The sequence below is a fragment of the Ruegeria sp. G2 genome, assembly GCF_056533505.1.
On sequence record NZ_JBQFON010000001.1, the window covers coordinates 385,857 to 407,567 of the forward strand.

The window sequence follows — 21,711 nt, forward strand, 5'->3', positions numbered from 1 at the left end:
TGCCTTGCGGCTTGAATTTCAATTATCAAAACTTGCGTGAAAGCCTCAGAGTCGTCTCCAGACCGGGCTTGCAGTTCCGGGCCTGAAAGCTGCCCCCGTGCATATGCGAGATGGCCGCTACAAGTGCGAGACCTAGCCCCGCATTACGCCCAGTCCGTGCGGGATCAAGTGTGACGAAGGGCATCTGCAACCGGGACAGATCGTTTTGCGGAACACCGGGGCCACGATCACGGACGCTAAGCAATGCATAATCCTCCTCTTCCCGGATTTCGATGGTGATCGCAGTGCCGGGAGGCGCATAGCGCATCGCGTTTTCGAGCAGGTTTGACAATGCCTGAGAGAGAAGTGGGCGGTGACCCTGGATCGGTTCGGCGTTACCAACAACTTCAAGTCGGATGTTCTGATCAGAAGCGACAGGTTCATACAGTTCAACCACATCCCCGACCAGTTGCAGCAAATTAACCTGCTCGAACTGCTCGCGCCCCAAACCGGCTTCTGCCCGCGAGATCTCGGTCAATTGGCTGAGGACGCGCAGCAGATGATCAATTTCCCCAGTCGCACGGGCCAAATCGATATCACGGTCCTGTTCGCTTTTTCCGGGTTCGGCCAGAGACTCAACGCGCTGACGAAGTCGCGACAGGGGCGAGCGCAGGTCGTGAGCGATTGAGTTGGAAGTTGTGCGCAGGTTGCTGATCAGCTCTTCGATGCGATCAAGCATGTTGTTCAAAGTGCCTGCAACTTGGTCGAATTCGTCACCTGTTCCACGCAAGGGCATGCGCAGCGCCAGATCGCCTGAAACGATATTGTCGGCGGTGTCGGCAATATCCTTTAGCCGCGAGAACACAAGCCGAGTTAGCAGCCAACCGGTCAACAGGCTTAGCGCAAGTGCGGTCACCAGTGCCAGGGCGACCGAGCGGAGAAGAACACGATCAAATTGCTGTCTGGCCAGCGCATCTCGCCCAACCAGCAATCTTTCACCACCCGGCAATCTGATGGAAGCAGCAGAAATCGGAACGTGTTGATCGGTATCCCCTTTGCGCAACTGCAGGTCGACCCACCCACTGCCCGCTGTGATTCCTTCGGGCCAATGAGATAAATTTCCCGCCAGCTTTGTACCCTGCCGACCGGTTAACAGATACAACGCATCGCGCTCGGCCGCTGTTGGCAATCGCCTCTCGATCGCAGTGATCAAACCGATCATGCCGTGCCGTTCATACTCATCCGCCAATCCGGTGAGCTCAGCCGACACGACCGAGCGCGTTTCGCCCGTAATCGTGCGGTTGGCAGTCACATAGACCATCGCAAGCACCGCCGCTGTTAGCAACGTGCTGAGAACCATACTGGCCAGAACCAGCCGCGTACGTGAATTTTTGAGCGACAGGCGCAGGTTATCCATCCGAAACCATGTAACCGGCCCCACGGACCGTTTCAATAATCGGGTCGGCCCCGTCTTCATCGAGTTGGCGGCGAAGCTTCGAGATATGCACGTCGACTACATTGGTGTTCGGATCAAAGTGATAATCCCACACCCCTTCTAGCAACATGGTGCGCGAGACGACTCGGTTCTTGCGCCGCAGAAAGAACTCCAGAATCTGAAATTCGCGCGGGGTTAGAGTGATTTCCCGGCCACTGCGCGTGACTTTGCGGGTCAACAAATCCATCTCAAGATCGCGGCAGGCGAGGGAAGGGGTTTCTTCTGACTCTTGTGGACGGCGCAGCAGCGCCTCGATCCGAGCGTGGAGCTCCTGGAACGAAAATGGTTTGACCAAATAGTCGTCAGCGCCAGCACGCAGGCCTTTAACGCGTTCGTCGACCGCGCTCATGGCGGTTAGCATCAGCACAGGTGTTTTTACCCCGGCTGCACGCATTGATTTGATCAGCGACAACCCGTCCAAGCCTGGCAACATTCGATCCAGCACGACTGCGTCAAATCCGCCATCGGTGGCGTGGTACAACCCTTCGCGGCCGTCTGATGCAACTTCGACAACGTACCCTTCTTCGCCAAACCCTTTGGCAATGAAGTCCCGTGTGTCTTGGTCATCTTCAACGATTAACAGGCGTCTACTCATAATCAGGGCTCCTTCACATCGGGATTTAAACACACATACTGTTTGAAAAAAACATGCCGGGTGCGATGCCGCACCCGGCTGTTCCGGCGGCGCGTGGACAATCCGCGTCGGCCAGAAATAAGCGCACCAGATTTCCCCATCATGTGGCGCGCTTAGGTGTGGGGTCAGACGATTTCGACCGCGACAAATATTTGGTTGCCGCCACGGTTGATAAGAACCAACGCAGGATCGGTCTTTTCGCTTTCCAGTGCTTCCTTCAGCGCATCCGGCGAAACCGTATCCAGATTGCCTAGCCGGACGATAACATCGCCGCGTTGCAAACCAGCTTTGGCCGCAGGGCTTTCAGGCTGGAGATCGGTGACAACAACGCCATCGACAGATTCCGCGACGCCAACTTCTGCACGGGCGCTTTCAGTCAGAGGAGCCACGATAACGCCAAGTTTGGTGCCTTCGAACTTGTCTTCCGCCACGCTGTCAGTAGCCGCTGATGCCGCCTGATGTTGGCCGATCGTCAGCTTGATCTGTTCTTCCTTGCCGTTGCGCAGAACTGTCAATGTGCTGTCGGTGCCAACTTTGGTGGTTCCAACCAGAACGGGAAGTTCATTACTGGATTCAACGGTATCGTCGTTGAAAGTCAGGATCACGTCGCCTTGCTGCAGCGCGCCATCGGCGGGGCTGTCCGGGACAACATCGGATACCAGGGCGCCGGTAGCGACATCAATTCCCATTGCTGCCGCCAATTCGGGGCTCACATTCTGAATCGAAACACCCAACCACCCGCGGCTGACTTCACCGTCATCCAGCAGATCAGCTGTAATGTGATCGACAATATTGGATGTGACCGCAAAACCCAATCCAACCGAACCTCCGCTTGGCGAATAGATTGCCGAGTTCACCCCGATTACTTCACCTTCCATATTGAACAGCGGTCCACCCGAGTTACCCTTGTTGATGGCGGCATCAGTCTGGATGAATTCGGCGTACGGTCCTTCCGAAATATTGCGGCCCTTCGCCGATACGATGCCAGTCGTAACAGTCGCGTTCAGACCGAACGGGTTGCCGATGGCCACCACGTCTTCGCCGACGCGGATGACATCGCTGTCACCCAGTTCGACGGCCTGCAAGTCTTCACCGGCATCGATCTTGAGTACGGCAATATCCGTTAGCGGATCAGTGCCTATGACTTCAGCTTGGAACGTACGGTCATCGCTCAGGCGGACGGTCACTTCAGTTGCGTTGTCGACAACGTGGTGATTGGTCACGATGTAACCCGCCTCGTCCAGCACGAATCCAGAGCCCAAACCCTGGCTTGGACCGCGCTGTGGCATGTTGAACCCTTCCGGGCCTCCAAAGCGTTCAAAGAATTCACCAAAGGGGTGACCTTCGAAATTGAAGTCCTGCCCCTGCGCCTGTTTTGGCGTTGCGTCTTGTTTGGCGATGATTGTCACCACCGAGGGTGAAACCGTTTCGACCAGATCAGCCAGCGCCTCGTCTGCCATTGCGGGCAGAACGGTTGTGGCCAGCATTGCCGCGCCCAGTGCGCCAGCCCCCATCCAGCTGGATGTGCTTGGTAGAAGCAGTGAGGATTTCCGGATGCTCATTTTGACTCCTGTCTGTGTTTGGCGGTTGATCCCGCGCATTCAGACAGGAGATGCCCCAGCAACCTTGGGATATCCTGAGAGAAAAATTAAGAAACCTTAATTTCGCCACGTTTCGCCGCTTTAATGACTCTGTTCGAAAGGGCTAAACAGCGAGAATCAGCTTGTGAGCATCGGGGCGAATCGGTGGATTGTTGCCGACGAAGTCAATAATTTCGGAAAAGTATTGAATTGAATCATTTTTGTTAACAAAGAAACGGCGCGTGGACGGCCCGTCGAATTTCTCCCCTTAAAGTTGTATCGCGCAATCGATCTAATCTTTGAGTGCGTGTGTAGGTGTCTATGAAATAGGCGCAATGGGCGTATCGATGAACTATTAACGCTGTATTTGCTCCGAATAGAGCTAAGGAGCTGCAACCACTGGTAGAGTCTTGAGTGTTGTATTGTTGCGCAAAAGCCAAACCGTCTTCGCTCAAATTTACCATTTCGTCCAATTTTACATTGTTTGAACGCATCTGATCGGCGACATTGGTTATGCCCAAGTGAAGGGGGCCTGAGACACTAGGGGGTGTCAAAGGCACATCTCAGTCTCCACAGCGCTGAGCGGCATGTTAACGAGGGGGTCTTGTTTAGGTTCTGCAGCTCAAAGTCGGACAGCCTGATTGGCGATCTGATAGTGCTTTAGAGATTGGTGAAAGTGGTAGTCCTGTTTTTGGGCATACGGCCCGGTCGAAAACGACCGGGCCGTGTTTATTTCGGGTGAAGCCCAGAAGGTTGGCGGGCTGCCCACTCTGCCCAATCCTCTGGTGTATCTAGATCCAACAGCGCATTTTGGCTGGGCAGGCGATGAAGGTGAACTGCATCCTTGTGACGCCGTACGACAGATTGTGCACCAATGTCACCGTTTAGTTCTGTTAGTTCTGCAAAGAGAGAGCGATCAAAGATCACCGGGTGCCCAGGGACGCCCTGGTTGGTCGCACCGCGCCAAATTCGATTGGCAGGATGGGTTTTGACCGATTGCAGGACATTGCGTAGATCTGCAGTCGTAAGATCCGGCAAGTCGGACAAGAGGATCATCACGGCCTTCGCATCGGCTGGGATAGCCGCCATCGCCCCTTTTAGACTGGCGTTGATACCTTCCCGTGCGTCCGGGATTTCGACCGGCAGCACATCGAGATCTTTCAACACCGTATAGCGTGGATGAGGTATCGGGGGCAGGGCAACGAATACAGGACCAACGGCAATCGCTCTTTGCGCTACACGGCGCAGCAGCGGCACGCCACCCAGTGGCTGCATCAGCTTATCGGTCCCACCCATACGGCTGGATTGGCCAGCGGCGAGCAATATGATGGGAATCTCTTTCATCTCGCCACCATGCCGCCAAGGTCAGATTGTGTCATCCCCGCATTCTTGCACCGTCGGCATCAAATAGAGGCGTGGCGATCACACGGGCCGCGCGCATCCTGCCCAATATCTCAATCGCAACCTCACAACCTTCGGTTGCTTGTTCGGTTGGCAGGAATCCCATTGCTATCGATTTGCGTGCATAGTGGGAATACCCGCCTGACGTGCAGAAGCCGACAACTGAACCATCAATCCATATCGGTTCGTACGCGTTAACATCGGCATCGGCTGCATCGACCTCGAACGCAACCAAACGGCGATTGGTGCCAGCAGCGCGTTCGGCCTCGGCAGCTGCACGGCCAATGAAGTTGCTGTTCTTTGCGAATGAGATGAACCTATCCAGACCGGTTTCCGCGGCGGTATAGTCCGGCGAAAACTCGCGCATCCACGACCCAAAGAACTTGTCCAAACGCAGGCTCATCATCGCACGCATGCCAAATGGTGCGATGCCATGAGGTTTGCCGGCCTGCCATAAGGTCCACCAAAGCTGCCGCTGTGCCATCGGATCACAATAGATCTCATATCCCAGGTCACCGGTATAGCTGACGCGCTGAACGATGCAGTCTGTCATGCCGATGGTCATCTCGCGCACGTCAAGGAACCTATGTGAACTAACATCATCCCGGGTACAGGCCGACAGGACCTCGGTGGCCTTGGGGCCAGCAATCTGAAAGCCGTTCAGCCGGTCACTGATGTTTTCGATGTTTATGCCTTCGTCCTGATTTTGCAGGAACCAGCGCATGTGAAACGCCTGGCTGCCATATGAGGCCGTGACGCGAAACTCATTTTCGCTCAGACAGGACACGGTGAAATCCCCAATCAACTTGCCATTGGGCGACAACATGGGCGTCAACGAAACACGACCCGGTTTCGGAATTCGGCCAGCCATGATGCGATCCAGCCATGCGCGGGCACCGGCACCGGTGATGCGGTATTTGCCAAAATTGTGAACCTCGTTGATCCCCACACCTTCGCGTACGGCGCGGACTTCTCGGCCGGTGGCCTCAAAAGCGTTGGAGCGGCGGAAGGAGGGTGTTTCGAAATCTGGTTCATCCCCTTTGGCAAAGTAGTTCGGAACCTCCAATCCGTACTGCTGCCCCCATACGGCACCGAGATCGCTGAAGATGTCATACATCGGCGTGGTTCGGTTTGGGCGTGCGGCAGGCAGCTCTTCGTTCGGATATGCGACGCTGAACCGTTTCTGATAGTTCTCAATCACTTTGGGGCGCGTGTAGCCGGGGCTGATCCAGTCGCCGAACCGGGCCACATCCATCGCAAACACATCGCGTTCAGGTTCGCCTTCGATCATCCATTGTGCGAGGGTCAGGCCAACCCCTCCGCCCTGGCTAAAGCCGGCCATGACACCACAGGCCGACCAGTAGTTCCGCACGCCGGGCACAGGCCCGACCAGGGGATTGCCATCGGGGGCAAAAGTAAACGGCCCGTGGATGACCGATTTGACCCCCGCCTCAGCCAGAACAGGGAAGCGTCGGTACGCGAATTCGATACTGTCGGTGATCTTGTCGAAATCATCGGGCAGCAGTTCGTGTCCAAATTCCCAAGGGGTTCCGTCAACGGCCCAGGGCTTACAGGGTTGTTCATAGAAACCGATGCACAGCCCGCGACCTTCCTGCCGCAGATAGCTTTCTCCTGCAGGATCCATCACATGCGGATGCTCGCCACCTGCGTCGATAATGGCCTCGATATCAGGGATGGAGTCGGTGACCAGATATTGGTGCTCCATCGGATGAAGCGGGAAATAGATACCGGCCATTGCGCCGACCTCGCGTGCCCAAAGTCCGCCTGCATTGACGATATGTTCGGCATGGATAGTGCCTTTGTCGGTCTCCACATCCCATGTGCCGTCAGGGCGCTGGTTGGTCTCGCGCACCATGCAATGGGTTTCGATCGTGGCACCGCCCATACGCGCGGCCTTGGCATAGGCATGGGTGGTGCCCGAAGGGTCTAAATGCCCGTCTAGGGGGTCATAAAGCGCGCCAAGTATACCATCGGTGTTGGTGATTGGAGCGATCTTCTTGATCTCTTCTGGCCCGACAATCTCAGTCTCAAGGCCCATGAACCGGTGTTTGGCACGCTCGGCCAGTAACATGTCGAAGCGATCCTGATTGTCGGCCAGAGTGACGCCACCCACATGGTGCAGGCCGCAAGACATGCCCGTGATCTCTTCCAGCTCTTTATACAACCGTATGGTATAGCCCTGCAGGGCGGCCATGTTAGTGTCGCCGTTCAGCGTGTGGAATCCACCGGCCGCGTGCCAGGTCGAGCCGCTGGTGAGCTCGGATCGTTCCAGCAGCATCACATCCGACCAGCCAAGCTTGGTCAGATGATAGAGGACCGAACATCCGACGACGCCCCCGCCAATCACTACAACACGGGTGGTGGTTTTCACGATGCAACTCCCTCGGCTTTTGGCCGAGCCTGCCGAGGGCTCTGGCGCAATACTATTCCGTTCGCGACACTGCGCGTCGCTTGTCAATTGCGAGCGCTGCCGAACTTAAAGAGGTCGCACTTTGAGGGCCGTGATCCGGTTGCCCTCGCGTGCGGTGACTTCGAACCGAAAGCCGTGGAATGAAAACACCTGACCGACGATCGGGATCATCTGTGCTTCGTGAATGACAAGACCAGCCAAAGTGTTGGCTTCTTCGTCCGGCAGGGCCCAGTCGAGGGCGCGATTGACGTCGCGGATGGTCATTGCACCTTCGACGAGGAATTGGCCATCATCGGTGCGGGTGACGGGTACTTCTTCGTCGATGTCGAACTCGTCGGCGATCTCACCGACGATTTCTTCCAGAATATCCTCGAGCGTGATCAATCCGCGCAGCGATCCATACTCATCCACAACAAGCGCGAAATGGCTGTGCATCCTAAGAAACTCGCGCATCTGGTCGTCCAGAGTGGTGGTTTCAGGAACGAAATAAGGATCGTTAGCCACCTTTGCGATGTCGAAATTCTTAAGCCGCTCCGGATCGCCATCTGCACCGCCGACTTGGGCGTACATCGCGCGAAACAAGTCCTTGGCATGGACCACACCCACGATGTTTTCCTGTTCCTCCCGAAAAACCGGCAGGCGGGTGTGGGGGCTTTCCAGGCATTGTTTAAGGATCGCCTCGGGTTCATCATCGGCATCAATCATCTCAATATTCGAGCGATGGAGCATGATTTCTTCCACCGCGCGATCACCAAGATCCAGCGCACCCAGAATACGGTCGCGATCTTCCTTTTCGACAACTCCTTCGGAATGGCCCAGTTGCAGCGCGCCAGCGATTTCTTCCCGCACCGCGAGAATGTTGCTGTCAGGGTCGATTTTTACGCCAAACAAGCGCAGCACTCCGCGCACGAGAAGCCGGACGGCGGCTACGACGGGCGAAAACACCGTCACGACAACACCGATAACAGGCGCGACCCATGCGGCAGCCTTTTCAGCGTTTGTAATAGCGTAGGTCTTGGGCAGCACTTCGGCAAAGATCAACACCAGCAAGGTCATCACTAGCGTTGCCAATGCCACTCCGCTTTCGCCGAATAGCCGCGTAAACAGTGCTGTGGCCAGCGAAGCGGCAAGGATGTTGACAAGGTTATTGCCCAACAGGACCGAGCCGATCAGGCGTTCGTTGTCGTCGGTAATATCCAGCGCCTTCTGCGCCCCGCGTGAACCTTTGTCAGCCTGCGCCCTTAGCTTTCCGCGTGATGACGCAGTCAGGGCGGTTTCCGAGCCAGAGAAAAAGCCTGATAGCACAAGGAGAAGAAGAATGGATCCTGTCGTGATCCAGAATGCACTGTCGAGCAAAGAAGAGGTGGGTTCCATCGGTCCTAGGTTATTCTTGTTGCTGCATCCGTTATGGGGCTGCGACCACGTCCGATCAAGGGGTTAGCCTTGATCTGTGGTGTCATCCTTGGCAAGCGGGTGGTGTTCCAGCACCAGTTCCGACAAGCGTTCATCCAGAACATGGGTATAAATCTCGGTTGTGGCGACATCCGCATGGCCCAGAAGTGTCTGGATCGAGCGTAAATCCGCACCATTGGCCAGCAGATGTGTCGCAAACGCATGGCGCAGTGTGTGCGGGGTGACCTTCTGGGGTGAAACGCCGCCCTCGACGGCCAGTTCCTTGACCAGAAGGAAGAAGCGATGCCGTGTCAAATGCCCTGATTTCCCGCGCGAAGGAAACAGAAAACGTGATGCCTGTGCACCTTTTTTTATCGCTTGCTCTTCATCCGCATCGCGGACCATGAGCCATCCGCTTAACGCTTCGCGCGCGGGAGGGGATAGCGGGACCATCCGCTCTTTGCCACCTTTGCCAAGAACTAACAGCATCCGGGGGTCGCCTCTGGCAGAGCTTACCGGCAACGACACAAGTTCAGTCACCCGCATCCCTGTTGCGTAAAGAAGCTCCATCAAACAGGTGTTGCGTATTCTGTCGGCTTCGGACCGACCCGTTCGGCGTGCTGCGGCAAGCAGGCGGTCAACCTCAGGCTCATCCAGCGTTTTGGGCAGTCGTTTCGCACGTCCGGGGCCTTTGATCTGGATCGCGGGGTTGCTGTCACGCCATCCCTCCTCGAACGCAAATCGATACAACTGCTTGATCGCAGACAACCGCCGTGCGCGGGTGGCGCGGGACAGGCCCTGCGCATCGCAGTCGATCAAGTAGCCTTCGATCCTGTCTCGGTCAGCCTCGGCAAAGCCAGACTTTCGTCGTACCAGCCAGTCTGAGAAATCCTTAAGGTCGCGTCCGTATGCAAGCAAGGTATTGGTTGCAGCCCCAAGTTCAGCGGCTTGCGCTTCGAGGAAGGTGGAAACCCACAGATCCTGAGACGAGGGTGCAGTCATCCTCAGGCCCCGTTCAGGATCATGAGCTGTAATGCAGCTCGGCGCGCGGTATCTTCGAGCCCGACACGTCGGAACGTGGCAATCGCGGCTGTCAGATCCACCAGATTGCCGCGCGCGCCATGGGCGAACAACTGCATCGTTTCCAGAATGGCCTCGCCCAACTGATCATTGAGCAGCATGGCGTTTATGTCCGAAGGGACAGGCGCAGACCAGGCAAAACCTTGTGAAATGGCATCAGCGAGTGGGGTAGGAGAGGGCGCGCGCTGCGGATCGCCTTGTGCAAGGGCGGACAAAAACTTGTTGACGTCCGACTCGTAGGGCATCGTGCGTGCCGCGTCTTCATAAAGCTCGGACAAAAGCAGAATACGCCAACGGAGGTTTTCTGCAGTCTGATCGGGCAACTTCATCGATGCCAGACGCGGCGCAAACAATTCGGCAAAGGGCACTTCCAAGCCGACCGACTTCATCTGTGCCCAAACAGCTGTTAACGCATTTGAAACTGGCCTCGGCTTGCCAGTTTCGAGCGCGGCTTCGAACTTTTGTATGGCTGAGACACGATCCCATACTGCACCTGAGGCCGCAGGTGAGCGTTCGGTATAAAGGCCAAGCAACTGGTTTGGCGTCAAAGCACCAATCCGCGTCAACCGTTCGGCAGCTTCGATCTGAGCTTTCCACCCCGCCACATCCCGCAAATCAGCGTTTGCAAAGGCCCGAGGCAGAGATGCCGTGGGCAGGCGTTCACCAATGGCTTCGAATATTCGGAAGGTGAGAGGGTCAGGATCTTCGGGTTGCGGAAGATACTCGGCCCCTTCGAACAATTCCGGGCTGAGAAAGCGATCGAGCAGGGCAAGCTGATCGTCGGGTAAGACCTGCAACGCATGTGCTGCTTCAAGTGTAAGCGCTGCCGAGGCCCAATCCCCTCGGCGCGCCTTACAGAATATCTGAGCGGAGTAGTTCTTTGATAAATTCGGCTGAGCGATCAGGGCTGTGCAACTTCGATCTTCATCACCGGTCAGCAACGTGGCATCGAACCAACGACTGAAGCGGTCTTGCGTATCGGTCGGACCGGCGAGTTGAACCAAGGATTGCACCGGATCGGATGCGCCCAATTGCATAAGACGGTCCAGTCGCGCCATCAACAATGTATCTTCCGCCTGACCACCCGCTGGGGCGCGGGCTTCGGACAAGAGCAAAGTAAACAACAATCGCTGCATCGCCGGGTAGGACTTGACCCGTACCTTCGAGATCAAATCCGCCAGCCGATCAGCATCGCTGCTGCGCCACAGGTCCACCGGCAGACCAGTGACTGAAGACGCAACCAACCCCAGAGGAGGGGACAGCGCCTCCAAGGGGGTGACCTGCACCTCGGGTTGGAGTCCCGTCTGCGTCACAGGGGGTTCCATCAGCACCGTGCCCGGCAGGTTTTCTGGCGGGTCAGTTAGCCAGTCGATGACTGACAATGGCTCTTGCGTTTGCGCCTGTGCGGTTCCGGCCAGAAAAAGCGCCAGTAAGGTGCCTTTAATCTGCATTCAGGATGACCGGCTCGCGAATTTCACTTTTCGGGGCGGAGAAGTCCGCGCCGAAATACGGCCCGATATAGGCATACCCAACAAGCCCGATGAAACACAGGCAAATGATGTATATCAGGAACTTGATCAAACGGCCCATGGGTGAACGCTGCCTCAATTTTTGCTTTTGGCCAAGTTATAACTAGCATTTTCCCTAAGATCACGTCATTCACGACGAAATGAGCGAAATTAAGCATAACACGGTGCCTTCTGACACAGCGACGCAGTTTCGACTGCACAAAACCGTCGTTTTGGTTGGAATGATGGGGGCAGGCAAAACAGCCGTGGGGCGTGCGCTGGCTGCCCGGCTGGGTGTTCCTTTTCTTGACAGCGATACCGAAATCGAATCGGCAGCCAACATGACTATCCCTGAAATCTTCGCACGGGATGGAGAAGCGTTCTTTCGCAGCAAGGAAAGTCAGATTATCGGGCGGCTTTTGGACGAAGAAAGAGGTATCCTGTCGACAGGTGGTGGTGCGTTTCTTGCCGAAGGTAATCGCAAAATGATCTCGGATCGTGGTGCCTCGGTTTGGTTAAAGGCTGATTTGGATGTGCTGTGGAATCGTGTCAAACACAAGGATACGCGGCCTCTGCTGCGTACAGCGGACCCCTATGCGACGCTGCGCGACTTGTATGAAGCGCGCGTGCCGATCTATGAACAATCTGATCTGGTGGCGGACTCGGATGGTGAGACCGCAATCGAAGATATGGTGGATCGGGTCATCGCCGCCTTGGTGACACGCCCAGATATTTTGGAACGATATTAATGCATCAAACCGTACATGTAGACTTGGCCGAGCGTTCTTATGATGTTGAAATCGGCCCCGGACTTTTGGCGCAATCCGGGGAACGGATTGCCCCGCTGTTAAAGCGCCCGCGTGTCGCGGTTCTGACCGATGAAACGGTCGCGGGAATGCATCTGGATGCCCTGCGTGATGGATTGGCCTCAGCCGGGATCGAGATGACCGCGCTGGCGCTTCCAGCAGGTGAGGCGACCAAAAGCTGGCCGCATTTTGAGCGCGCGGTGGAATGGTTGCTGGTGGAAAAGGTTGAACGGAACGACATTGTCGTTGCGCTTGGTGGTGGGGTGATCGGCGATCTGGCGGGTTTTGCTGCTGCAGTGATGCGGCGCGGAGTGCGCTTTGTTCAGATACCGACCTCGCTACTGGCGCAGGTCGACAGCTCGGTTGGCGGCAAGACCGGGATTAATGCGCCACAGGGTAAGAACCTGATCGGAGCGTTTCACCAGCCCTCACTGGTATTGGCCGATACTGACGTGCTGGGCACGTTACCGACGCGAGACTTTCTCGCTGGATATGGTGAGGTCGTCAAATACGGACTGTTGGGTGATGCCCAGTTCTTTGAGTGGCTAGAAGATAACGGGCCTCTGTTGGCATCCGGCGACATGGCAGCGCGAGTGCAGGCTGTCACGCGTTCGGTTCAGATGAAGGCCGATATCGTGGCACGCGACGAGACCGAGCAGGGCGACCGGGCGTTGCTCAATCTGGGTCATACCTTCTGTCACGCGCTTGAGGCTGCAACGGGATACTCTGATCGATTGCTGCATGGCGAAGGCGTTGCGATCGGGTGCGCGCTGGCGTTTGAAACCTCCTCGCGGTTGGGGCTTTGCCCGCAAGAAGACCCAAGCCGCGTCAGGGCGCATTTGCGCGCCATGGGGATGAAGACCGATCTGGCCGATATCCCGGGTGAGTTGCCCGATGCGGAAACGCTGATCGATCTGATGGCACAGGACAAAAAGGTCATGGACGGTCGGTTACGGTTCATTATGGCACGAGGGATCGGGCAAGCTTTCGTCACACCGGATGTGCCCCGCGAGACGGTGGCTTCTGTACTAAAGGACGCGTTGGAGGTGTGATTGAGGCTTAGCGCCCCTGGATCACCATCAACTCGCCGATATTTTCACGCGTGATATAGCCGACCATGTGCCCCGATTTGGTGCATACGGCAATCGCGGGCGCACCTTTGTGTAGGCCATTCAGGACTTTGTCCAATCCGCTGGTCAGCTCAACCTGCGGAATATTAGTATCCATAATCGAGACCGCCGATTCCGAGCGGGGATGGTCACCCGCCAATGCGGTAAACAGGCGATCACGGGTCACGAACCCCATAAGACTGCCGTCTTGTGCCAGTACCGGAAACTCGTGCTGGGTTGTGTGAATGACTGCTTGTGCTGCTGTGGCCAATGTATCGTCCGGCGATAACGCCTTAAACTCGGTGATCATCGCATCCCGAGCCATCACGCGCCGTGCAACTGAACGCAACGCAACGTCCTGATTCTCGGCATTAGCAGCGATGAAAACAAAGACGGCGATCAGGACCAATATTGGATTGCCTGAGGTCAGCCCCAGAAAGCCAAGCCCAACAGCAACGATCTGACCACCGAGTGCTGCAATGCGGGTTGCCTTGGCGCGTTCCATTTTCATGCACAGCAAGGCGCGGAAGACGCGTCCTCCATCCATCGGGAAAGCCGGGATCATGTTAAAGGCCGCCAACAGCAGGTTCACATAGGCCAAACGGCTGAGCAAGCCGGTTGCGGTCGAGTCAATCTGGTCGAGTGAACCAAGCTGTATGCTTGCCCCCAAGACAACAAGAATTGCCCAAATCGCGATGTTTACGGCGGGTCCAGCGAGGGCGACCCAGACCTCTTGCATCGGTTTTTCTGGCATTCGCTCAAGGCGCGCCAGCCCGCCAATCGGTAACAGAGTGATGTCAGGGGTACGGATGCCATATCTCCGCGCCATCAGCGCGTGGCCGAACTCATGCGCCACAACACAGGCAAACAAGGCGAGTACGAATACGACATTGTCAATCGCCGCAGGCAAGCCGCCGCTGGAATAGGCCGCAAAACCAACCCAGGCGAGCAGCAAAAAGAAGGTGACATGGACCCTCAGTTCCGAGCCGAGTAATCGGCCAAGTGAGAAGGACCATGCCATATTTAGTCTCCGCTTGGTTTAGAACGGAATCTCGTCATCGTCGATTCCGCCCGACGCAGGGGCTGGTGCGCTGGAGGGGCCGCCATAAGGGTCGCCATATCCGCCGCCCGCTTGTCCGCCGCCATAGCCGCCTCCACCGCCGCCGCCTTCACCGCGGGCATCGAGCATTACCAGCGTCGAGCCGAAGCCCTGCAGCACCACCTCGGTCGAATAACGATCCTGACCGGACTGATCCTGCCACTTACGCGTCTGCAATTGCCCCTCGATGTAAATTTTTGAACCCTTGCGCAGATACTGTTCAGCTACGCGTACAAGTCCTTCGTTGAATATGGCGACCGAGTGCCATTCTGTCCGTTCACGGCGCTCTCCGGTATTGCGGTCCTTCCAGGTTTCCGAAGTGGCAATACGCAGGTTGCATACTTTACCACCGTTTTGAAACGTCCGCACTTCAGGATCGCGGCCCAGATTGCCGACCAGAATGACCTTGTTGACTGAACCCGCCATTTATTCCCTCGTTTTACTCTGACTGGATGGCGCCCGAATCTGGCGCTGTGTTCTGCTGCTGACCCTATACGGGCTGAGACTTGGTTAAAACATGATTGATGCTGCAACGGTGAATGGGAAAATATTAGGCCAACTTTAACCAAGCTTTCATTTCCGGCTGATTTAACTATAATTCGGCTGGTTGTTGAGGGTGCAGGATTGGCTTTAATGCGGTTTCTGATCGGTGGTATTTCTGTTTTAGGTGTTTGCCTTGTGTCCTTTTCGGCGCAGGCGGAAACCCTTTCAACAAAGAATCGAAAGGCGCTTTTCCTCAAGCAATCCAAGGTATTGGACGGTCGTGCTGCAAGCCAGTATCGCGATTCAGATCGGCTTAGACCTAAAACTGAGAACGGGAAGTTTGCCAAGCGATACACCGGAAATTATCGGGGCCAATATCTGAATCACGCCCGGAATGCGGCCCGAAAGCATAATGTGCCAGAAGAGCTGTTCTTGCGACTTGTCCAACAGGAAAGCGGATGGAACCCGCATGCTGAATCGCACAAGGGTGCTTTGGGTCTTGCGCAATTGATGCCACAGACAGCTAGGTTGCTGGGTGTCAATCCGTATGACCCCATCCAAAACCTGGAAGGGGGCGCGCGTTATCTGTCGTGGCAGTATCGCAAGTTCAAATCCTGGCGGCTTGCTTTGGCAGCGTACAATGCTGGCCCCAAAGCGGTCGAAAAGCATGGCGGCATACCACCTTACAAAGAGACCCAGAACTATGTGAAAGTGATCTGGGGCGGCTAAAAACCCGGTGCTGCGGCGCAGAGAGGCTGTTTCTTGATCAAGTACAGAGCGCTGCCTTAGTCTGGGTAGATAGCTCTCAAACTTGTGCGGTTTGTAATGATCAAGGATCGACCGGATATACCAGCCGAAACGATGGCCAACTGGCAACGCCTGGTTGATCTAGTTTCACAACTCGCGGACGTGCCAGCGACATTGATCATGAAGACCGAAGCACCCGATCATGCGGTCCTGATCACCTCGGATCATCCGGAAAATCCGTACCCTGTCGGCATGAATTTTCGCCTGAATCCCAAGCTTTATTGCCAGGGTGTCCTTGAACGAGACGGCGAATTTGTAGTCGAAGATGCTACTTGCGATCCAGCCTGGAGTGACAATGAGGACATGGAGCACGGCATGTCCTTTTACATCGGTTTTCCGCTGAAATGGCCGGATGGTTCAGTTTTCGGAACCATCTGCGTTTTGGATCGCCATCGCAATCGCCGCGCTTTGCTATTCCGTGAGGGTCTGGCGCAGTTTGCACGTATGGTTGAGTCGGATTTGGCTTTGATTCAAGAGGTTTATCTGCGGCGCGCGCTAGAGGAAAAGCTGAATGAAACACTGGCCCAGTTGGAAAATCGCGTTGAGTTGAGGACACGTGAGTTACAAGAAACCAACACTGCACTTCGGGTATTGCTGACGAGTCTGGACGACGACCGGAAAGAACGCGATCAGGACATTGTTGAACGGGTTCGTTCGATGGTCCTGCCGTATCTGGACAAGTTGCATAGCCAAATGACCGAAGGCGACGCCTCGCAAGTTTATCTGGAACTGGCATTGAGAAATCTGCAAGACATCACCACGATGATTTCCGACAAACTCTCGGATGCGTTTTCGGTTATGACACCGACGGAAATCGAAATCGCTCAGCTGGTTATGTCAGGCAAAACCACCAAAGATATAGCCCGGGCCATGTCGCGCGAGACATCAACAATTGATTTCCATCGCAATAATATTCGCCGGAAACTGGGACTCGAAGGGCGGGATCAGAACCTCCGCAGCCATCTTTTGTCAATATCGTGATCTGGGAATATGGGGATTACCCCCATATTCCCCCCAGATTTTTCTGATCTGAGCCTTCCACGATGACCTTGTTAACCTGATCAGAAGGGTGCGGATACAGCCGCACCCGCTCAATCGGGAGGATCAATATGGATCGCAAAGATCTAAAGCCGACAATACTGAACGGGGAACGTGACACTCTGGCAAAAGGCCTTTCACGCCGTTCGTTCTTTATGGCAGCCGGGGCCGCAGGTGTGGGGGCAGGGGCTTCAATGCTGAGCAGCAAACCAGCCGAAGCACAATCTCAGGCTTGGTTGCAGCCGGGCAACAACAATCATGTGATTGATTTGCAAGGCTCGACTGGGCAAGCCAGCACGGGAGCTGTAGGGATCGACTACTACGGTCACTGCGCCATCAAGATCACCTCGCCAAAAGGAGCGACCGTGTTATTCGACCCTTGGCGGGATGATCCCTCCGGCGCATGGGGGTTATGGTTCCGTAACGAATTTCCACAGATCCCCGTTGATATAACCATGTCCACACATGCTCATTTTGACCATGACGCTATCGAACGGCCTAGCTCCACAATGGTTTTGGACAGGATGGCGGGGAATTTTGAGTTTGCCGACCTAAAGATCACGGGCTTTGCTGACAAACATGCCTGCGTTGCGCCGGGATGGTACGAATGGACCAACGCATTGGCCGAATTTGGTGCCGAAGCTTGCCCGCCCAACAACGTGGGCCACATGGATATGGTGGTCTACCTAGTGGAAACCGGCGGGATTCGCACCTTGATCTGGGGTGACAACCGTCACAATCCGCCTCAGGAGTTCTGGGATGCGATCGGGCAGGTCGATGTGCTGACTTTGCCTGTCGATGGGTCGGAACATATCCTAAGCTTCGATCAGGGAAATGATATTGTCGCCAAGCTCAAGCCCAAAATCATCATCCCGACACACTACCTCAATGAGGTTACGTCATACACGCTTACGACGCTTCAGGCCGCAGACGATTGGGTCAAAAGCCAGCAGAGTTACAAGATGCTCGACAGCGCCAGCTTAAAGCTGGAAGCCGGGGATGTAGCGGGCATGAATCAGGAGTTCATGCACTTTGGCAACAACGTGATGACGGGCTGATTACAAACTGAAACTGCCACTCACCCACGACCTGCGTCGCCTGTCCCCCCACCAATCGTGACGCAAATCGAAAGGGCCGGTCGAGGACCGGCCCTTCTTCATTCTTTTACGAGGAATTATTCGGCCGCAATTTTGATGACAGGCTCCATTTTAGCCAGAATATCTTCGGCAAGGTGACATTTGACCTGATGTCCATCCGCAAGCGTCTGAACCGGGGGTACATGGGACTCACACCGCCCATCTGGCACTTCGGACTTCCAGCGGCAGCGTGTCTGGAACGGACAGCCCGGCGGCGGGTTCATGGCAGAAGGGATGTCGCCTTCAAGAACGATATGCTGTTTCTCAACTGACGTGTCCGCGATCGGAACCGCGCTCAACAACGCCTCGGTATAAGGGTGGTATGGTGGAGCAAAGACTTGGTCGGTCGTGCCCAGTTCCACCACATGGCCCAGATACATCACCATTACACGGTCACTGAGGTAACGCACGATTGACAGGTCATGGCTGATGAACAGCAGAGTGGTTTTGTGTTCTCGCTGAATTTCCATCAACAGATCGGTCACCGCTGCTTGTACCGAAACATCCAGCGCCGAAACCGGTTCGTCCGCGACAACGATCCTCGCGTCTCCGGCGAAGGCGCGCGCGATTCCCACGCGTTGCTTCTGACCACCTGACAGTTGGCGCGGCATGCGATCGGCAAATGCCCTCGGCAGTTTGACAAGGTCCAACAGCTCAAGCATCCGCTTTTTCCGCTCAGCCTCTGAATTACCGACGCCAAATATCTCTAGGGCCCGAATGATCTGACGCCCGACAGTCATCGACGGGTTCAGCGTATCGAAGGGGTTCTGAAAAACCATTTGAACCTCGCCCACGGTCTTCGCGTCCCGCTCTTCGATAGGCACCTGTTCGATGTTGCGATTGTCCAGCAAAATTTGCCCGTCGGTTGCAGTTTCCAGGCCCATCAAAACCTTTGCAAAAGTGGACTTGCCACAACCGGATTCACCAACAATGGCCAGCGTTTCAGATTCATGCGCCTCAAAACTCAGGGTTTCGTTGGCCTTGACCACTTTGGTCTCACCACCACCGAACAAGGCATTCGCAGCCACCTCATAATATTTCTTGAGGTTGTCCATTTTCAGGACAGTCCGGCCGATTTCACCTTTCTCTTTTTGCTCACCCACGGTGATTGGCGCATTCCAATCAATCTCCTGGAATTTCAGACAACGCGTATGGTGTCTGTCATTTCCCGGCACTGCTTCCATCAGTATGTCTTTGGCATCACAGCGACCTTCTTCGAAATAGTCGCAGCGCGGGCCAAAGTTACAGCCTGGGGGCCGCTCGTGGGGCAGGGGGAAGTTCCCCGGAATCGCCACCAGCGGGCGCGAGTTCTTGTCAGCTCCGGGCAATGGGATCGACCGGAACAGCGCCTGAGTATATGGGTGCTGCATCTCGTCGAAAACATCCTTGATCGAACCACGCTCGACCGCTTCACCGGAATACATCACGCACAGCCGATCGCAGGTTTCCAGCACGAGCCCGAGATTGTGCGAGATAAACAGCATCGAGGTGCCGTATTTCTTGCCCAGATCCTTGACCAGTTCGACCACTGCGGCCTCAACGGTCACGTCCAAAGCGGTCGTTGGTTCATCCAGAATCAACAACGCCGGTTTCGACATAAGCGCCATCGCAATCACGATCCGCTGCTGCTGACCGCCTGAAAGCTGGTGTGGGAACGAATTCAACATCCGTTCGGGGTCAGGAAGACGCACGTCTGTTACCACTTCAAGCGCGCGTGAATAAGCTTCTTCCGCACCGACTCCTTCGTGGATCATCGGAACTTCCATCAGTTGCTTGCCGATCTTCATCGCCGGATTCAAAGAAGCCATCGGCTCCTGATAGATCATTGCGATTTCATTGCCGCGAATGTCGCGCAGCTCTTCTGTGGACATTTCGCTCAGATCGCGACCTTTGAACTTGATCGAACCACCGACTATGCGACCGTTCTTGCCCAGATCTTGCATTACGCCCAAGGCAACGGTCGATTTACCGCATCCAGATTCACCAACCAGTCCGACGGCCTCACCAGGTTGCACGCTAACTGAAAAATCCATCACAGCCGGAATTTCCCGCAGACGGGTAAAGAACGAGATCGACAGCTTGTCGATCTCCAGGATGGGCCCGTCATAATCCGCCAGTTTGTTCATCTTGTATCTCCTCGCGAGAGTCCGGGGGATCCCCTTCATCTGGCTAAAAATATCTCGGGGGATTGCCATCTGTGGCGCCACTGGTTCGAGCCCAGATGGCGACGGGGCTGGCCCCCCGGCCTCGATCACATCAGTCCTTCAGACTTTCTTCGCGCAGACCATCCGCCAGCAGGTTCAAACCAAGAACCAGCGACAACAGAGCCAGCGCAGGCGGAAGGGCTGGGTGCAGATAGATCGACAAGAGTTTACGCCCCTCGTTGATCGTAGACCCCCAATCCGGGCTTTCCGGCGGAAGACCCAACCCGAAGAAACCCAAGGTCCCCAAAAGGATGGTGGTGTAGCCGATGCGCAGACAGAAATCGACGATCAGCGGGCCGCGCGCGTTGGGCAGAATCTCCCACAGCATGATGTACCACGGGCCTTCACCTCGGGTCTGGGCCGCAGCCACGTAGTCTCGGGTTTTGATGTCCAGCGCTAAGCCACGTACGATGCGGAACACCGTAGGTGAGTTCACGAAGACCACCGAGACAAACACCACCAGAATACCACCCGGAATATCGAAGAGATCCAGATAGGTCGGCAGTCCCCAGATACGGTAGCTGTCAGTGTTGATGATGTAGCCGCTGGTTGAAATCAGCGAGAGATACAACCAGAGCGCAACGCCCAGTACTCCGATCAATAGCGGAGTCCGAAAGTTTGGCCGTGTGTAGTACCGCGAATTCAGCAGAACACCCAGGAAGATGATTGGGAATACGAACAATACGGCGGCCATATAATTAGGAACGCCGGTCGCAACGATCTCGGGTGTGACCAGCAGGTAGAATAGCAAGATCACTGGGAAGGCTAGGATCAGGTTCGCAAGAAACGACAGAAGCGTATCCAGCCGCCCGCCATAGTAACCCGCAGGTAGACCAAGAGTGATACCAACCATGAAGGCAAACATGGTCGCCAGAGGTGCGATTTGAACAACAATCCAGGCCCCCTTGACCATGCGACTGAAGACGTCGCGTGCAAGGTTATCGCCACCCAGTAGGTACCAGGCGTACTGACCCTCTTCCAAACTGGCCAGAGGCGTACCCGGCACCTTGTTTTTCATGCCTGAGAGCTGAGCCAACGGGTCATGAGTGACGATCAGATCGAGTGCACCGAAAATTCCGGTGAAAACCCAGAACATCACAAGGCCAAAGCCGATCATGCCAATGGGGCTGTCGAAAAGCTTGCCGTAAAGTCCAAGCTTGCGTTTGAACGCTATCGACATCGCATAAAGGATGATTAGCGACAGCCAAACCGGCAGGAACTGCTGGGATATGGCGCCAATGATCCCGGCGCTGGTACCCATCAGAATGCCCAACACGACATAGGCAACTGCGAGACCCACAATAGCTAGGAAACTATAGCGCAGCGCGGCTTGTATTAGATTGCGAAGACCCGAGCTCGAACTCAGCGTTCCGTCTGGATTCACTGTCATTTGGTCTTCGGGCAGAACGATACTTGCCAGCATCCAGACAACGATGGACAAGGCCAAAAGCCCAAGTGCCAGCAACAGTAGCGGGTTGAGGAAGGCGATAGAGCCGGTCCAGGTAAGTGGTTCCATGATCTAACCCTCC

Annotated in this window: 18 protein-coding genes; 5 read left to right on the forward strand and 13 right to left on the reverse strand. The window is 55.6% G+C overall.

Annotated elements, in window-relative coordinates; genetic code table 11:
• Positions 1-25: 25 nt before the first annotated feature.
• The 9 genes from ACR0DU_RS01885 to ACR0DU_RS01925 all read right to left on the reverse strand — a co-directional run bounded on the left by ACR0DU_RS01885 (position 26) and on the right by ACR0DU_RS01925 (position 11,582).
• Positions 26-1,396, reverse strand: coding sequence for a sensor histidine kinase (locus tag ACR0DU_RS01885; protein WP_480872173.1), 1,371 nt, complete (start codon positions 1,394-1,396; stop codon positions 26-28).
• Complete coding sequence (locus ACR0DU_RS01890) at positions 1,389-2,069, reverse strand: response regulator transcription factor (RefSeq protein ID WP_010439589.1); 681 nt, start codon at positions 2,067-2,069, stop codon at positions 1,389-1,391. Before ACR0DU_RS01890 ends, ACR0DU_RS01885 begins: the two co-directional genes overlap by 8 nt.
• A 164-nt stretch (positions 2,070-2,233) precedes the next feature.
• Complete coding sequence (locus tag ACR0DU_RS01895; protein WP_480872176.1) at positions 2,234-3,670, reverse strand: Do family serine endopeptidase; 1,437 nt, start codon at positions 3,668-3,670, stop codon at positions 2,234-2,236.
• 747 nt (positions 3,671-4,417) lie between these two features.
• Positions 4,418-5,032: a nucleotidyltransferase family protein gene (locus ACR0DU_RS01900; RefSeq protein ID WP_480872178.1), complete on the reverse strand. Its 615-nt coding sequence runs from the start codon at positions 5,030-5,032 to the stop codon at positions 4,418-4,420.
• A 31-nt stretch (positions 5,033-5,063) separates the two neighbouring features.
• Positions 5,064-7,481 (reverse strand): GcvT family protein, encoded by a 2,418-nt coding sequence (locus ACR0DU_RS01905; protein WP_480872180.1) that lies wholly within the window; start codon positions 7,479-7,481, stop codon positions 5,064-5,066.
• A gap of 105 nt (positions 7,482-7,586) precedes the next feature.
• A complete protein-coding gene (locus tag ACR0DU_RS01910; protein ID WP_170778892.1) occupies positions 7,587-8,894 on the reverse strand; it encodes an HlyC/CorC family transporter in 1,308 nt (435 codons plus the stop codon).
• 63 nt (positions 8,895-8,957) lie between these two features.
• Positions 8,958-9,914 carry a tyrosine recombinase gene (locus ACR0DU_RS01915; protein WP_480872181.1) on the reverse strand — a complete coding sequence of 319 codons (957 nt, stop codon included), beginning with the start codon at positions 9,912-9,914 and terminating at the stop codon, positions 8,958-8,960.
• Positions 9,915-9,916: 2 nt separating this feature from the next.
• A complete protein-coding gene (locus tag ACR0DU_RS01920; protein ID WP_480872183.1) occupies positions 9,917-11,443 on the reverse strand; it encodes a hypothetical protein in 1,527 nt (508 codons plus the stop codon).
• Complete coding sequence (locus ACR0DU_RS01925) at positions 11,433-11,582, reverse strand: hypothetical protein (protein ID WP_319547013.1); 150 nt, start codon at positions 11,580-11,582, stop codon at positions 11,433-11,435. The genes ACR0DU_RS01920 and ACR0DU_RS01925 overlap by 11 nt, the downstream gene beginning before the upstream one ends.
• 79 nt (positions 11,583-11,661) lie before the next feature.
• Between ACR0DU_RS01925 and ACR0DU_RS01930 the strand changes: the two genes are divergently transcribed.
• Both ACR0DU_RS01930 and aroB read left to right on the forward strand, forming a co-directional pair.
• A complete protein-coding gene (locus tag ACR0DU_RS01930) occupies positions 11,662-12,249 on the forward strand; it encodes a shikimate kinase (RefSeq protein ID WP_480872185.1) in 588 nt (195 codons plus the stop codon).
• Positions 12,249-13,358 carry a 3-dehydroquinate synthase gene (gene aroB / locus ACR0DU_RS01935; protein WP_480872187.1) on the forward strand — a complete coding sequence of 370 codons (1,110 nt, stop codon included), beginning with the start codon at positions 12,249-12,251 and terminating at the stop codon, positions 13,356-13,358. The genes ACR0DU_RS01930 and aroB overlap by 1 nt, the downstream gene beginning before the upstream one ends.
• A 7-nt stretch (positions 13,359-13,365) precedes the next feature.
• On the opposite strand, the gene ACR0DU_RS01940 is transcribed toward aroB, so the two are convergent.
• A complete protein-coding gene (locus ACR0DU_RS01940) occupies positions 13,366-14,436 on the reverse strand; it encodes a site-2 protease family protein (RefSeq protein ID WP_480872189.1) in 1,071 nt (356 codons plus the stop codon).
• Between the two features lie 18 nt (positions 14,437-14,454).
• Complete coding sequence (gene ssb, locus ACR0DU_RS01945) at positions 14,455-14,940, reverse strand: single-stranded DNA-binding protein (RefSeq protein ID WP_319547016.1); 486 nt, start codon at positions 14,938-14,940, stop codon at positions 14,455-14,457.
• A 207-nt stretch (positions 14,941-15,147) separates the two neighbouring features.
• Between ssb and ACR0DU_RS01950 the strand changes: the two genes are divergently transcribed.
• From ACR0DU_RS01950 to ACR0DU_RS01960, 3 genes are all read left to right on the forward strand, one after another.
• Positions 15,148-15,726: a lytic transglycosylase domain-containing protein gene (locus ACR0DU_RS01950; protein WP_010439608.1), complete on the forward strand. Its 579-nt coding sequence runs from the start codon at positions 15,148-15,150 to the stop codon at positions 15,724-15,726.
• A gap of 96 nt (positions 15,727-15,822) precedes the next feature.
• A complete protein-coding gene (locus ACR0DU_RS01955) occupies positions 15,823-16,785 on the forward strand; it encodes a LuxR C-terminal-related transcriptional regulator (RefSeq protein WP_260025851.1) in 963 nt (320 codons plus the stop codon).
• A 128-nt stretch (positions 16,786-16,913) separates the two neighbouring features.
• Positions 16,914-17,900: an MBL fold metallo-hydrolase gene (locus ACR0DU_RS01960; protein WP_480872191.1), complete on the forward strand. Its 987-nt coding sequence runs from the start codon at positions 16,914-16,916 to the stop codon at positions 17,898-17,900.
• 116 nt (positions 17,901-18,016) lie between these two features.
• Here ACR0DU_RS01960 and ACR0DU_RS01965 read toward each other — a convergent pair whose 3' ends face one another.
• Both ACR0DU_RS01965 and ACR0DU_RS01970 read right to left on the reverse strand, forming a co-directional pair.
• Positions 18,017-20,104 carry a dipeptide ABC transporter ATP-binding protein gene (locus ACR0DU_RS01965; RefSeq protein WP_010439616.1) on the reverse strand — a complete coding sequence of 696 codons (2,088 nt, stop codon included), beginning with the start codon at positions 20,102-20,104 and terminating at the stop codon, positions 18,017-18,019.
• A gap of 130 nt (positions 20,105-20,234) precedes the next feature.
• On the reverse strand, positions 20,235-21,698 hold the full coding sequence (locus tag ACR0DU_RS01970; RefSeq protein ID WP_480872193.1) for an ABC transporter permease: 1,464 nt from the start codon (positions 21,696-21,698) through the stop codon (positions 20,235-20,237).
• Positions 21,699-21,711 lie beyond the last annotated feature (13 nt).

Coding starts and splice junctions, on each gene's coding strand:
- ACR0DU_RS01955 (WP_260025851.1), top strand. CDS start 15,823: ATGATCAAGGATCGACCGGATATACCAGCCGAAACGATGGCCAACTGG.
- ACR0DU_RS01965 (WP_010439616.1), bottom strand. CDS start 20,104: ATGAACAAACTGGCGGATTATGACGGGCCCATCCTGGAGATCGACAAG.
- ACR0DU_RS01885 (WP_480872173.1), bottom strand. CDS start 1,396: ATGGATAACCTGCGCCTGTCGCTCAAAAATTCACGTACGCGGCTGGTT.
- ACR0DU_RS01970 (WP_480872193.1), bottom strand. CDS start 21,698: ATGGAACCACTTACCTGGACCGGCTCTATCGCCTTCCTCAACCCGCTA.
- ACR0DU_RS01920 (WP_480872183.1), bottom strand. CDS start 11,443: ATGCAGATTAAAGGCACCTTACTGGCGCTTTTTCTGGCCGGAACCGCA.
- ACR0DU_RS01925 (WP_319547013.1), bottom strand. CDS start 11,582: ATGGGCCGTTTGATCAAGTTCCTGATATACATCATTTGCCTGTGTTTC.
- ACR0DU_RS01900 (WP_480872178.1), bottom strand. CDS start 5,032: ATGAAAGAGATTCCCATCATATTGCTCGCCGCTGGCCAATCCAGCCGT.
- ACR0DU_RS01940 (WP_480872189.1), bottom strand. CDS start 14,436: ATGGCATGGTCCTTCTCACTTGGCCGATTACTCGGCTCGGAACTGAGG.
- ACR0DU_RS01960 (WP_480872191.1), top strand. CDS start 16,914: ATGGATCGCAAAGATCTAAAGCCGACAATACTGAACGGGGAACGTGAC.
- ACR0DU_RS01890 (WP_010439589.1), bottom strand. CDS start 2,069: ATGAGTAGACGCCTGTTAATCGTTGAAGATGACCAAGACACACGGGAC.
- ACR0DU_RS01930 (WP_480872185.1), top strand. CDS start 11,662: ATGAGCGAAATTAAGCATAACACGGTGCCTTCTGACACAGCGACGCAG.
- aroB (WP_480872187.1), top strand. CDS start 12,249: ATGCATCAAACCGTACATGTAGACTTGGCCGAGCGTTCTTATGATGTT.
- ACR0DU_RS01915 (WP_480872181.1), bottom strand. CDS start 9,914: ATGACTGCACCCTCGTCTCAGGATCTGTGGGTTTCCACCTTCCTCGAA.
- ssb (WP_319547016.1), bottom strand. CDS start 14,940: ATGGCGGGTTCAGTCAACAAGGTCATTCTGGTCGGCAATCTGGGCCGC.
- ACR0DU_RS01895 (WP_480872176.1), bottom strand. CDS start 3,670: ATGAGCATCCGGAAATCCTCACTGCTTCTACCAAGCACATCCAGCTGG.
- ACR0DU_RS01950 (WP_010439608.1), top strand. CDS start 15,148: ATGCGGTTTCTGATCGGTGGTATTTCTGTTTTAGGTGTTTGCCTTGTG.
- ACR0DU_RS01910 (WP_170778892.1), bottom strand. CDS start 8,894: ATGGAACCCACCTCTTCTTTGCTCGACAGTGCATTCTGGATCACGACA.